Origin of the sequence: Zhongshania aliphaticivorans, assembly GCF_001586255.1 — a bacterium.
In the GTDB taxonomy this organism is placed as follows: Bacteria; Pseudomonadota; Gammaproteobacteria; order Pseudomonadales; family Spongiibacteraceae; genus Spongiibacter; species Spongiibacter aliphaticivorans.
Map to the genome: position 1 here is coordinate 3,819,413 of NZ_CP014544.1, position 12,522 is coordinate 3,831,934.

The 12,522-nt window shown below is 51.2% G+C and carries 14 protein-coding genes; 5 read left to right on the top strand and 9 right to left on the bottom strand.

Annotation, left to right across the window (positions count from 1 at the left end):
• Window positions 1–144: 144 nt before the first annotated feature.
• Both AZF00_RS17000 and AZF00_RS17005 read left to right on the top strand, forming a co-directional pair.
• A complete protein-coding gene (locus AZF00_RS17000; RefSeq protein ID WP_008252469.1) occupies window positions 145–513 on the top strand; it encodes a PPOX class F420-dependent oxidoreductase in 369 nt (122 codons plus the stop codon).
• 130 nt (window positions 514–643) lie between these two features.
• Window positions 644–1,105: an Mpo1 family 2-hydroxy fatty acid dioxygenase gene (locus AZF00_RS17005; protein ID WP_008252471.1), complete on the top strand. Its 462-nt coding sequence runs from the start codon at window positions 644–646 to the stop codon at window positions 1,103–1,105.
• A 13-nt stretch (window positions 1,106–1,118) separates the two neighbouring features.
• Here AZF00_RS17005 and AZF00_RS17010 read toward each other — a convergent pair whose 3' ends face one another.
• Together AZF00_RS17010 and AZF00_RS17015 are read right to left on the bottom strand one after the other, a co-directional pair.
• Entirely contained in the window at window positions 1,119–1,898 is a 780-nt protein-coding gene (locus AZF00_RS17010) for a methyltransferase domain-containing protein (protein WP_008252473.1), read from the bottom strand.
• Between the two features lie 267 nt (window positions 1,899–2,165).
• Window positions 2,166–2,366, bottom strand: a complete 201-nt coding sequence (locus AZF00_RS17015; protein WP_143829475.1) for a YdcH family protein — start codon at window positions 2,364–2,366, stop codon at window positions 2,166–2,168.
• 229 nt (window positions 2,367–2,595) lie between these two features.
• On the opposite strand from AZF00_RS17015, the gene AZF00_RS17020 reads away from it, so the two are divergent.
• Window positions 2,596–3,723 (top strand): nitronate monooxygenase, encoded by a 1,128-nt coding sequence (locus tag AZF00_RS17020; RefSeq protein WP_008252484.1) that lies wholly within the window; start codon window positions 2,596–2,598, stop codon window positions 3,721–3,723.
• Between the two features lie 53 nt (window positions 3,724–3,776).
• Here AZF00_RS17020 and AZF00_RS17025 read toward each other — a convergent pair whose 3' ends face one another.
• Complete coding sequence (locus AZF00_RS17025; protein WP_008252486.1) at window positions 3,777–4,397, bottom strand: riboflavin synthase; 621 nt, start codon at window positions 4,395–4,397, stop codon at window positions 3,777–3,779.
• A gap of 108 nt (window positions 4,398–4,505) precedes the next feature.
• Here AZF00_RS17025 and AZF00_RS17030 point away from each other — a divergent pair, with 108 nt between their 5' ends.
• Window positions 4,506–4,760: a DUF1145 domain-containing protein gene (locus AZF00_RS17030; protein ID WP_008252487.1), complete on the top strand. Its 255-nt coding sequence runs from the start codon at window positions 4,506–4,508 to the stop codon at window positions 4,758–4,760.
• 139 nt (window positions 4,761–4,899) lie between these two features.
• Window positions 4,900–5,697 carry a ParA family protein gene (locus AZF00_RS17035; RefSeq protein WP_008252489.1) on the top strand — a complete coding sequence of 266 codons (798 nt, stop codon included), beginning with the start codon at window positions 4,900–4,902 and terminating at the stop codon, window positions 5,695–5,697.
• A gap of 20 nt (window positions 5,698–5,717) precedes the next feature.
• Here AZF00_RS17035 and AZF00_RS17040 read toward each other — a convergent pair whose 3' ends face one another.
• The 6 genes from AZF00_RS17040 to AZF00_RS17065 all read right to left on the bottom strand — a co-directional run bounded on the left by AZF00_RS17040 (window position 5,718) and on the right by AZF00_RS17065 (window position 12,419).
• Complete coding sequence (locus AZF00_RS17040; protein ID WP_008252491.1) at window positions 5,718–6,182, bottom strand: LEA/WHy family protein; 465 nt, start codon at window positions 6,180–6,182, stop codon at window positions 5,718–5,720.
• Between the two features lie 79 nt (window positions 6,183–6,261).
• Window positions 6,262–6,930 carry a YiaD family glycine zipper/OmpA-like lipoprotein gene (locus tag AZF00_RS17045; RefSeq protein WP_008252493.1) on the bottom strand — a complete coding sequence of 223 codons (669 nt, stop codon included), beginning with the start codon at window positions 6,928–6,930 and terminating at the stop codon, window positions 6,262–6,264.
• Between the two features lie 154 nt (window positions 6,931–7,084).
• Window positions 7,085–9,829 (bottom strand): CehA/McbA family metallohydrolase, encoded by a 2,745-nt coding sequence (locus AZF00_RS17050; protein ID WP_008252495.1) that lies wholly within the window; start codon window positions 9,827–9,829, stop codon window positions 7,085–7,087.
• A gap of 7 nt (window positions 9,830–9,836) precedes the next feature.
• Entirely contained in the window at window positions 9,837–10,223 is a 387-nt protein-coding gene (locus AZF00_RS17055; RefSeq protein ID WP_008252497.1) for an MAPEG family protein, read from the bottom strand.
• 109 nt (window positions 10,224–10,332) lie between these two features.
• Complete coding sequence (locus tag AZF00_RS17060) at window positions 10,333–11,472, bottom strand: alpha/beta hydrolase family protein (RefSeq protein WP_062384377.1); 1,140 nt, start codon at window positions 11,470–11,472, stop codon at window positions 10,333–10,335.
• Between the two features lie 173 nt (window positions 11,473–11,645).
• The gene (locus AZF00_RS17065; RefSeq protein ID WP_008252501.1) at window positions 11,646–12,419 is read right to left on the bottom strand and encodes a ferredoxin--NADP reductase; all 774 of its coding nucleotides are present in this window, start codon (window positions 12,417–12,419) and stop codon (window positions 11,646–11,648) included.
• Window positions 12,420–12,522: the final 103 nt, after the last annotated feature.

The following is a 12,522-nucleotide window of genomic DNA, read 5'->3' on the forward strand; positions in this document are numbered from 1 at the left end:
AATTTAGATGCCCTATTTGCCGCCAGCACTGGCGGCAAATAAGAACGAAACCATTCACACTGCAGGGCTGTTTTAAGCCGCTCTTGCCAGCCTTAGTGGCACACGCCACACTAGTGTCATTTCTATCACCGTGAAAAACACACCATGAAGCCCCTACACAAAGCGAACTATATTTTATTAAGTACCAAAAAACGCGACGGCAGTTTTGTCGCCACGCCGGTGTGGTGCGCGGGTGATGAACATGCCATTTACGCTTTTTCAGCTGGCGATGCCGGTAAAGTAAAGCGTCTACGTAACTTCAGCGAGTGCAAAATTGCTGCCTGCACCGTTTTAGGTAAACGTCTTGGTGAAGATCACAGTGCCTCAGCCTATTTGCTTAACGCAGAAGAAAGCGTGATCGCCCACCGCAGTCTTGTGGAAAAATATGGATTGCAAATGCGCTTATTGGACCTAGGCGCCACCTTGGCAGGTCGCAAAAAGACCCGAGCATTCATGCGTATTGAGCTCGCTTAGGCTGCACGCCGCCAGCTAATATTTTAAGACTTAAATCGAAATGCCATTTTACATCGTCAATTCGGCCATTGACGATGTGCAACGCTTGGCCTAGTTTACGGTTTTTAACCCCCTGCTGGAGATACCCGCTGTGCGCACCCTGAATCAGTGGCTAGACGAATACGACGCCTCTCACCAAAACCCCCGTAACAAAAGCATCCATATTTGGTGTGTACCGGCCATCGCAGTGTGTACCGTAGCCCTACTGTGGCTGGTCAACATTCCTTACACCACGGTCAATCTTGGCCAAATATTGCTCATTGCCGCGATGTTTTTCTACGGCTATCTATCTGTCCGTTTAGCCCTGGGCATGCTGCCCTTTGTCATACTACTCGCCGCTAGCATTATGCTTTACCAGGCCTATGTACCTTTAGCGCTGTGGATTCCCGCTGGGGCAATTTGGATTATTGCCTGGGTAATGCAGTTTATTGGCCACAAAGCCGAAGCCCAACAGCCCTCGTTTTTTACCAATATTTTATTTTTACTGATTGGCCCACTGTGGATACTCGGTTCGGTTTACCAAAAGCTCGGAATTCAATTTCGCAACGCTTAATGAGTGCTTAAGTTTACCCAGGCAATCGACACAGCAAATGCACATAGCGACCCAGCGCCCAAAAAGGCTCTTGGTCGCCGTATTGCCACTCTAGCGCCAAGACATCAGCCACACTGCGTTCGGCCCGCACCGCTCGGGGCATTAAATCGTAAACAAGGCGAATTCCGCGCTTGGCGACCAGCTCCAGCCCAGCGGCTTCAAGCGCAGCAATCATTTCTTCGGGTTGCCGAGGCGCTGGTGGTGTAAGCCCTCCGGGGTGACCGGCAAAATCCCGGTCGCGCAACTTATACAAATTGCCCTTCGCCATATTACTAATAATCAAGGCATTGAGGTTGTAGAACATCAGCGACAGGTAGCCACCGGGACGCATTCCCGCAACCAGCGCAGCAATCACCTCTTTTGGGTCGTTCACCCACTCCAATACGGCATGGCAAAGCACCAAATCAAACGCCTGCTGCTTAGCCGGATTCACGACCACCTGCTGAATTGGCGCCAGCGCTAAAGAAACCTGATCCGCTACCCCAGCCACCGCGATATCCTGCTCGGCAATTGCGAGCATATCGGCGGAGATATCGTTCAACAGTACCTGGTGGCCAAGCTCGGCCAGCCGGATACTCATCTGCCCCAAGCCGCCACCCGCATCCCACACCGCCAAGCTTGAGCGCTGACTCAGCGCCGGTAGCTGCGCCAATAGTTCACGCCAACACAGCGCTAGTCGCAGTTCACCCTTGGCATTGCCATAAATATTTTTGCGGAAACGATCTGCAATGCCGTCGAAGTTGCGGTCGCTCATATTGACCCAAGCCTAAAGAAAAGATGCCGAGCATAAGCAAGCCCAGAGCAAAGCTCAACGCATAAAAAAACCGGAGCAATTACTTGCTCCGGTTTTTAGAATTTCGACATCCGATGTCGCACCCAATCCGTTGAATGCCTTGGCCTTCCAGACAAGGGCTATTATCCCCCTATTTGAAAGATTCAATAGGGGAAAACACCAGCACGGCACGTGCGATATATCTCACAACAACGCACTAAAAAAATAAATTCGTGTAGTAGTGAGCAATTATGCATCTAAATCGGGAATCAGATCGTCCTTGAGTAACTCGATATCATCCTTAATACGTAATTTTTCCTTTTTAAGTCGCTGCAGTAGTAACTGATTCTGATAGGGGTTCGCGGCCAACTGCGTTATTTCTTCGTCCAATGCCCGATGACGAATCTGCAAAAGCAAAATACGAGCGCTAATAGATTTAATATGGTCCATTTTTAGCAGCATTCCAGTAAGAATAACAATGAGCCTACTCCTCACTTTTTACGCTGCGCAAGCGCTATGTACAAGTACCTCGCCAACGCTAAAGGGATTTAGGCTGATCTTTTTCGTCATTAGCAATTGATTGCTTCCGTCATTGTTACCGGTCATCCCCTCCGCAATACTAATGTCATCAATTTAGGGTGCGCTCAAATTGCACCCCGCTAGTAGGCAGAGGCTAATAATGTATACCGATTTATGTAAAAAGCTCGGCATCGAGTATCCCATCTTCGCATTCACTCACTGCCGTGACGTGGTTGTAGCGGTCAGCAAGGCCGGCGGCATTGGTGTTCTTGGTGCGGTAGGCTTTTCGCCAGAAGAGCTAAAGGCGGAACTGGACTGGATAGATGAGCATATCGGCGACCTACCCTACGGCGTTGACATCGTAATTCCGCAAAAATATGAAGGCATGGGCGATATGAGCCCAGAAGACCTTGAAAAAGAATTGTGGAAAATGGTGCCGAAAGAACACATCGACTTCGCTCAAAAATTACTCGCCGATGCTGGCGTGCCAGAGTGGCCTGACGGCAGTCACAGCATGGGCTTACTCGGCTGGACAGAAGCCACCGCCACGCCACTGCTCGTTGAAGCGCTCACCCGGCCAAAGTGCAAGCTTATCGCCAATGCACTAGGCACCCCACCCGCAGATAAGGTGAAAATGATTCAGGACAGCGGTCGTCTCGTCGGCGCCCTCTGCGGCCGGGTTAAACAGGCCAAGGCCCACAAAGAAGCGGGCCTAGACTTTATTGTTGCCCAGGGCGGCGAAGGTGGCGGTCACGCCGGTGACGTTGGATCTGTGGTGCTTTGGCCTCAGTGCGTGGAAGCGGCTGCGCCGGTACCCGTACTCGCGGCGGGCGGCATTGGCAGTGGCCAGCAAATGCTTGCCGCAATGAGCATGGGTTGCGCAGGGGTGTGGACAGGCTCACTGTGGCTGACGGTTGAAGAAGCGCACGCCGAGCCCGCACAAAAAGAATCGCTACTCAAAGCAACGAGCGAAGATACTGTACGCTCACGCTCATGGACGGGAAAAACCTGTCGCATGCTAAAAAATGAATGGACTGAAGCCTGGGATCGCCCCGACACCCCAGACCCACTTGGCATGCCTCTGCAGGGCTTGGTCAGTGGCGACGGTATTCGCCGCACCGCTCGCTATGCGTCGGTTGGTGATTGCCAGAAAATCGCGTTTAACCCCGTCGGTCAAGTCGTCGGCCAGATGAATCACGTCGAATCGACCCGTGGCGTGATCTTCAGACTGATCAATGAGTACGTAGACGCCCTTGAACGGGTCAATAACTTAATGCCTGAAAGCTAAAAGTCAGGCCTTGCCAACCAGCGATCACTTTGGTCGCTGGTTATCAGGCGCTGCTAATCACTAAACCGCTCAGCCAATACCCGCTCTACCGTATCCACAATCACCTGGGTTTGACGATCTACCTCAATATTCACCCAGTCACCAACGCCCTTTTGCCCTAAATTGGTCACCCGCAGCGTTTCGGGAATCAGACACACACTAAAACACCCCTCCCCGCGCTGATAATCGGCAACTGTTAAACTACAGCCATTCACGCCAATAAAGCCTTTTTTAAATACGTATTTTGTCAATTTCGGCGGTAAACGGAAATGCAGACTGCAGTTATTTTCGGTTTGTTCAACGGCAACAATTTCCGCACAGCCATCAACATGACCCGATATATTATGACCACCAATCTCCGCGCCCTGCTTAGCGGAACGCTCTACATTAACTAAATCGCCAACCTCCAAGCCCCCCAAGGTGGTGAGCGTGAGGGTTTCTTGCATGGCGTCAAAACTAAGCTGCTGACCCTTTATTTCAGTCACCGTCATGCACACACCGTCTAAGCCGACGCTGGCACCAATGCTGATATCTTCTAATAAGGCCTGAGGCAACTCTAGTGACAACTGGCTGAGCCCGGTCTTTCGTATTACCGACGTCAGTGGGTAAGCGCCGTGAACAATTCCCGTATACATCGTTTTTCTACCTGTTTTTGCGTTACAGAATATTAACTTATATTGAAGCGCTGCGGCCAATGCCGCATTATGCCTCCATCAACAATAAGGACAAAGGCTCCCCTTACTATGAATAATTTCGGCAAAATATTTATGCTCGCTTTTTGGTTAAGTTTCGCCATTAACTTTTTCTTTCCGCTACTGGGTGAATACAGCCTCTGGTTGCAATGGGGTGGATTAGCCATTGTCGTCGCCCATTTAATTGAGTGTATTATTTTTCGCAAACAGATCCACGCCAGCTACACCGCGCCTGTCGAAGGCTATGCCATCGTTATGCTGTTTGGCGCGCTGCGCACCGGAGAATGGATGCGTAAAAAGGCATAAGCCTCAGCAAGCCCTGGGCAATATTCCCCCAATAGTGCAATGACCCCCACCGCAGCTTACTTGCTGACTGAGGGTCATAGCACCATGGCACGAGAACTGCTAGGATTCTCTTTTCAGCGATACACGTCAGGACAGACTCATGAAGCGGGTGATTTTTAATCAAAAAGGCGGTGTTGGCAAAACCAGTATCACCTGTAATTTAGCGGCTATCAGCGCTTGGAAAGGCTTCAAAACCTTGGTTATCGACCTCGATATTCAGGGCAATAGCAGCGAATACCTGATTGGCGCCCAGTTCCGCGACTTGGAAGACAACGCAGCCGACTTCTTTAAACAGAAACTGTCCCTGTTCGGCAAAAGCAAAGAAGCGGCGGATTGCATTTATGAAACCGAGTTCGAAAATCTGTACCTAATGCCGTCACACCCCGAACTCGCGGTAATAGAACGGGAACTGGAAACTCGCCACAAAATATACAAACTCCGGGACGCCTTGAATAAGTTACAGGCTGAGTACGAGCATATTTATATTGATACCCCGCCAGCCCTGAATTTTTACAGCCGCTCAGCACTCATTGCCGCTGACGCACTGCTAATCCCCTTTGACTGTGACAGTTTTTCCCAGGGCGCCTTAATGGGGCTGATGGAAACCGTCGAGGAAATCCGCGAGGATCACAACGAAAACCTCAAGCTGGAGGGCATTGTCGTCAATCAATTCCAAGCGCAAGCCACCCTGCCCACCCAGTTGATTGAAAGCATGAAGCAAAATGGCCTGCCCATTTTTGAGCAGTACCTGAGCAGTTCAGTAAAAATGAAGGAATCTCGCAGCCGGCAGAGCCCAATGATCCATTTTGCGCCCGCCCACAAGCTCACTCAGCAGCTGCTCTGCTTACATGACAGCTTAGGCGGCACCAACTCCGCCAGCGCAGCGCTCACGGCCTGAGACCAGCCAAACGGGATGAATTAGGGCGCTGCGGCGCCCATACCCACCTTGCCATTTTTGTTTATCGTAATATCACCCAAGCCAAAATTCTCAACCGCCGCCGTCAGACTCAACTGATAATCCAACTCAGATTGCATACTGTTCATTACGGCCCGTAACACACCGATACCACTGAGCAAATTAACATCAACGGGCACCACGATTTGGGTGCGACCATTGGCCGGCAAGCTGAACGACTCATTTAAGCTCCCCCCCGCCAAGGCCTGCCCCTGCAAACTGAGCTGATAGCGTAAGCGGCCCAAATTCACCGCAAAACTATTCGGGTTATCCAGTTGCAAGCCCACCAGCAACTGTTGCTGAAAGCCATTGCCGGGTGCCATTTTAATATGGGTAATGGCCACCTGAGGCTTCTCAATAGGGTTAAACGCCGCACAGGCCGAGAGCAGCAGGCTGAAAAGTACCGTGATAACAGTTGTAAGTCTCATGCACAAAGCACCTTTAAAACACGATTTATTGACATAAAAAAGGGGCACCAGTCGGCGCCCCTGCTTCATCAAAATGCGCTTATTGCGTTGGCAGCATTTCGATTTCTACGCGGCGATTTTGCTCGCGACCTGAGGCAGTGCTGTTGTCAGCAATGGGGTCACGCGGACCGTAGCCAGTGGTACGAACTCGGCTTGCAGCCACACCCTGATTCATAAAGTAGCGGCCGACGCTGTTAGCACGCTGCTCAGACAGGCTCTGGTTAGTCTGGAATGAACCGGTAGAGTCAGTATAGCCATTGATTTGCATCAACGTCTTATCAAACTCTTTCGCTACCAAAACCACGCTATCTAAGACACTGTGGAAGCCGCCTTTAATGGCCGAGCTACCGGTATCAAAGGTGATATTGCCAGGCATGATCAACTTAATGCTGTCGCCAACCCGCTCAACGCGAACACCCGTGCCTTCGAGGCGAGCACGCAACTTCGCTTCTTGGCGATCCATATAGTAGCCATAGCCACCGCCAGCCGCGGCACCAACCACAGCACCCTGCAGGGCACCCTTTTTACGGTCGTCTTTACTGGAAACGGCTGCACCCAGTACTGCACCGCCCAAAGCACCCCAACCTGCGCCCTTGGCGGTATTACTGGTTTTTTCTTCACCGGTGTATGGGTCAATGCTACACGCCGTGGCAAAGACTGCCGCGACTAACAATGCACTCCAACGGCCAGCCTTAATAGAAATATTCATCAGTGAACCCCCTTGTTTATGGTCAAATCATTATTGCCTTATGATGACACAGGCATCAGACAAAAAAACACGCCACTATTCACGGCAATAAATCACGCCTGCTATGAACTTACTTTATATTCAACATGACGACTATGACAGTATCAAGCATAGACTAGTTCATTGCTAAGGGCGCTCGCCACTGACCATCACTGTCGCCATCGATGTAAATAGGATTGCTCAAAGCCAGCGGTGCCAAGCCCGGCATTAACGCTCGGTATACCGCCCCCGGCGAGCCTTCCACTTCCACGACTACATACGCGTCGCCATCGGTGATGAGATCAATCACTTTGTGATCTCCCGCCGAGGCCTTTAACTGCCGGTATATTTTACCGTTCACCCACACCGTCAGCTTCTCAACAGACACCCAGGGCGCGGCATCAATCTGCACGTGCAATTCGCCTCGCCCGCCGCGAAACAAACCACCTAAACCAATATCTTCGCTGTCACTGCGCAGCGTTACCGCCAAAAACGGGCCGGTACTCATAAAGCTTCTGCCGCCTCGAATCGCCTCGGTCAGCAAGTGTTCATCTAAGGGAAGAGTGCCCGCCCCCGGTAAATACACATAATTGCGGGGCGAAGCGACTACGCTGCGCAAACCGTGGGAGTCGCTATTACCGGTAGCGGCGCGGCGCGCGCCCTGATTCAGCAGCGAAAACCAATCGTCGCGAATTTGCTTATACACCGCAAACTCTGAGCCATTGACCACCTCTAGGACATCGAAATCAATGTCGCGAAACCCAGAAACTGGGTCAGGACCGAGCAGACTTTCATTGTTTACACTGTCCAAAGCTTGGGTCGGGTCGTAAGATCGCCCAACTGACAAATGGTCGAAAAACGCGAGGTCGGCATCCAGCGGGTCCGCAGCCCGAGGGTGGTTGAGCTGAAACAAGGCTTTGGGCGCCATCTGTTTCACGCCTGCAATAACTTCACGCAAGCTGCGATTCTCGATCCCGGGAATACCACCAGCAAATCTCTCTGGGCTAGCATCCAGCGGAAAAGCATTGCTATGCCCCACTGTAAACGGCGCCTTGGCTGTGCGCGCCATGCCGGTCAACTCAGCGCCAACAATGACTTGCACCTGCCCAGTCAAACCCAGCGCCGCCACGCGATCCCGATGATCCACCAGGCGGTTGTGTTCGCTGGCAACCAGAATCTCGGCACCTTGGGCCACAAAGCTGCGCAGCCGCTCATCAAAAGGTAAAGTTGCGTCAAAACTCGCGCCGCTGTGCACGTGTAAATCTGCCGAGCGCCAGTCGTCGCTCCGCCAAATCCGACGCGGCGGAATAATCGGCAAGTGGCTGGTTTTTCCGGCGACAATGGTGAGCAAGTACTCTTTAACATCGTATTCTAGGCCCCGGCTCGCCAACACCCGATACTGACCCGGCGGCAAATCTATTTGACTCGGATCAGAAGCCACCCCCGCCAAATCAATTCTATTGCGCCGCAGCGAACCAGGCAGGGATACCCCGGCCTGCGTATAGCCCAGTAAATCATTGCCAAACTCCGGATTTGCGGTATCGCCAATACCAAAAAAATGCAGGCTCATGGCACTGCCACTGGGCAACTTAAGCAAACCTTTCTTTCTAAATACCCAGCGACCGCTGTCATTCTTGGCATCAATTAAAGAGAGCTCGCGGGTTATCTTCTGCCCCCAGGGCGAACTGGCTTGCACTTTTACCCATTGAGCATGTTTGGGTAGTCGAATATTAAAGCTGCCGTCGGCAGCAACCCGACCTTGGCTTACCGGGCGGTCATCTTGATCCCAAATGGCCACCGACACCGCATTGTCATTAACGTAACCGCGCAGCAATGGTCCCTGGTATATTTGATCAGTGATCGCCGCAACATCACTGCGGGCACCGACCATCAGCCTAAATTTTGACAGCAGCTTTTCACCCGGCTCAATATCCATGAATTGATTTTGCAGCATAGAAAGCCAATTCAAGCGTTCACTCTGAATCCACAGCGGTCGACTCATCCAGCCATGCAAACTGTAATTAGGAAATACCGCCAAAAATCGCGGCAAGGGCTGACGGCTGCCGTTTTTGGTAATGAGCTCGGCAGATTGCAACTGCACGCCATAACTCACTTCACTGTCATAACTATTTGCACCAACCAAAATATTCCAGTCGCTCGGCAGCATTCCGGCGAGTAACGACGACACCTTATTCCGGTCAATTACGGGATGGGCAAAGCCCAAAGTCGCATCGGGAACATAGCTAGACAAACTAAACGGGGTCAGCGAACGCTGGGAGTACAAGGTAAATAAGCCGCTCATATGCACGGCCTTGCCTTTGCCGAGGCGTTCAATAACCACCTCGATATCAAGGCTATCGGCACCTTCTGGCAAACGGTAGATAACAGTTTGGCGAATGCCGTCAGCCTCACCCACGGTGGTGATTTCGCCATTGCCATCGCGCACCGCCGCACTCACCTTCGCCACTGGAATCGCAGTTTCTTTCGCGAGGCCAGTTAAAATATTGGCGTACGTCCACTGATCATTCGCCGCGTCGCAGTGCGCCACGTCGATCAATGTACCACCGCCAGCAACAATTCCGGCGTCGTGGCCGACATCGCTTACCGCGACACAAAGTTTGCCATTCGACAACCACCAGTCACCCAAGCCAGCAATGCTATCTGGCCCTCCCCTGGGAAAACTGTCGAGGGTCTCACGTTTAATTTGTTCAGCACGCAACAGCGACGGCGGCGGCGCAAGCTCCTCAACCGGTAAAAACTCTTCTAATTGAGGAGCGAAACCTTCATCCGTTTCAGCTTTTGTTGATTTTGGTGCCGCCGTGACTATGGTAGCCATAGATAGTACTAGCGGCAGGCTATACACCCATTTTGCTAACGCCATAAACCGTTCACGCCGCCATAATAAAGAGCGAAACACAGGCGCCGATGCCAACCATAAAGCTTAAAGAACGCAAGATATCTTTATTGGCGATATAAAAAATGGGGTAAAGCAAGCGCGCCGCAATAAACACTTCAGCGGCAATTGCCGAGCGCTCAGGCGCAACCCCTGCCAAATGAGCAATCACAACCGCTGCGATAAAAATCGGCAGTGCTTCCCAGGCATTTTGCTGAGCCGCGTAAGCCCGCGCACCCGCACCCTCTAATTGGGCGTACTGTGCTCGTGGATGTTTATTATCAACACTGCCCAATTGCTTGGCGCGAAAATAGCCGCAAATCCAAGCGCTCACAATTGGTAGTAAACACGCAATAAAGACGCACCAAAAAGCCACTGTCATTCTGTTATCCCCTCTATGTTTTTTGTTTTATTTTGTTTTTATTCGCCATTCTAATATAACTGGCTACACCACGTGCAGGTAGCCTATAGCTGTTTATTTGCGACGAGCATTATTTTGTGCCGCGCTGCACACTGATCTCTGGAATCTCAGTCGCCAATGTTTTCAGCAAATAATCTCGAGCGTCTTGACGACGCAGTTCACTCAACGCAAATTGCGCCTCAAAAAACGGGAATACCGACAGGGTCGTCAGCCACTGCTGGCGAATTGGATTCATGGCCTTAGGCAAAGGGTCCATAGTGCATAACGCGGTCTGGGGCACGGTGATAATACCCTGTTCGGGCGAACCCAAGGCATCAGACCAAACCTCATCGTCGGTTTTGGCAAGGCCACGTGTCACCATGCTGCACCCCACCATGTCGGCATTGTCCAGCCAGCGGAAATAGCGGCCAGGGGTAGCAAAGGCGGTGTGCGAGGCGTCCTGCATGGTCACCAAAAGCGAACCTTTGACATATTTCGGAATAGTGGCGGCATTGGTGTCGTAATCGATCATTGCGTCGATAGGTGAAGCAATCATCATAAAGGGGATATCCCGCGACTCATAAAAACCCGGGCCAAATACAAAAACCGGCCCAGCAATAGATACCGCCGCCGCAATCCTTAAGTCGGCGTTTTCAGGGTGAAACGCCGCCAAGGTCGACGTCATTCCGCCCAAGGACAAACCCATAACGCCAATGTGGTTTTCATCAATTTTCTCAAAAAACTGACTGCTACTATCGCTATCCCAGGTCAAAAACTGATCGATTAAAAAACTAATATCACCAGGCTGGTTCACCACATCTTTTACCAAGGGGCCGCCCGGCGCTCCCATATGGGTTAAGGGGTAATCCATTGCCGCAACAATATAGCCGTGACTGGCAAAATGTTCCGCAAGATAGCTGCCGCCGGTTCGCGTCGACATAAAACCATGGCTGTAAATCAACAAGGGAGCTGGCGCAGCAATACCTTCGGGATACCAAATACGTGTCTTGAGCAGTCGTTCATCGCTCCCTGCAAAATCGCCATTGGCTTGGCTAGGCCGGGTTGTATCGACCAGCTCCACATCAAAATAATCAACATCGTAAATCCCCTTTTCCAGCCATTTGCTACTCTGGGAGTCGGCAGGTAAGGGCTCTGGCAAATTACCAAATTGCAGATACAGCATCACTGCTACGATCAATACGACGATTAGCAACAGAATTTTTTTGATCATCTTGGGCGCTCAATTACAAATGGAATTTCAAGAGCACTAACTTAACAAGGCCGCCGCTAGGACTCCACCATTAGCGCTCGCCCAGATCAAAAATAAGTACTTTAGGCTGCGCAAAACAAAAAAAGCCCCGTTTCGGAGCTTTTTTGCGCTAAAACCATAGGGCATTCACATCATTAATGCTCAACAAACGCCCGCTCAATTACATAGTGGCCGTGAACCCCCGCTCGGGTCTCCTGAAACCCGGCAGAATTCAGTAAAGCACAGCTGTCTTTTAACATGCTCGGGCTTCCGCAGATCATGAAGCGATCGTCATCAGTATTCAGTGCGGGAAGACCAACGTCCCGCATCAACTTCCCGCTGCGAATCAAATCCGTCAAGCGCCCCTGATTAGCGTATTTCTCTCTCGTCACGGTGGGGTAATAAATCAATTTTTCCCGAACTACCTCGCCAAAATATTCGTGGCTGGGCAGATGCTCGCGAATAAAGCCCTGATAGGCCAACTCGCTCTCGTAACGCACACCGTGCACCAGCACCACTTTCTCAAACTTATCGTACACGTCAGGATCTTTGATGATGCTCATAAATGGCGCCAAGCCAGTGCCGGTACTGAGCAGGTACAGGTTTTTACCCGGCAGTAAATTATCGGCCAGCAAGGTGCCGGTTGGCTTACGGCTAATCAACACCTCATCGCCTATCTTAATCTGCTGCAATTTAGAGGTTAAAGGGCCGTCGGCAACCTTGATACTGAAGAACTCTAATTCATCTTCGTAATTCGCGCTGACAATGCTATAGGCGCGCATTAATGGGCGATCACCTTGCTGCAAGCCAATCATGGTGAAATGGCCATTTTCAAAGCGAAACGACGGGTCGCGACTGGTTTTAAAGCTAAACAAAGTCTCGTTCCAATGGTGTACGCTGGTCACTCGCTCACGAATAATATTGCTCACTGCTAACCTCTCTTGCGGCGATGGGCGCCGTCCCCTTAATCCCGATTTGCCAATAGTCTACGGGAGCGCTATGCTATCGGCAAAACGACTTATTATGATTTTT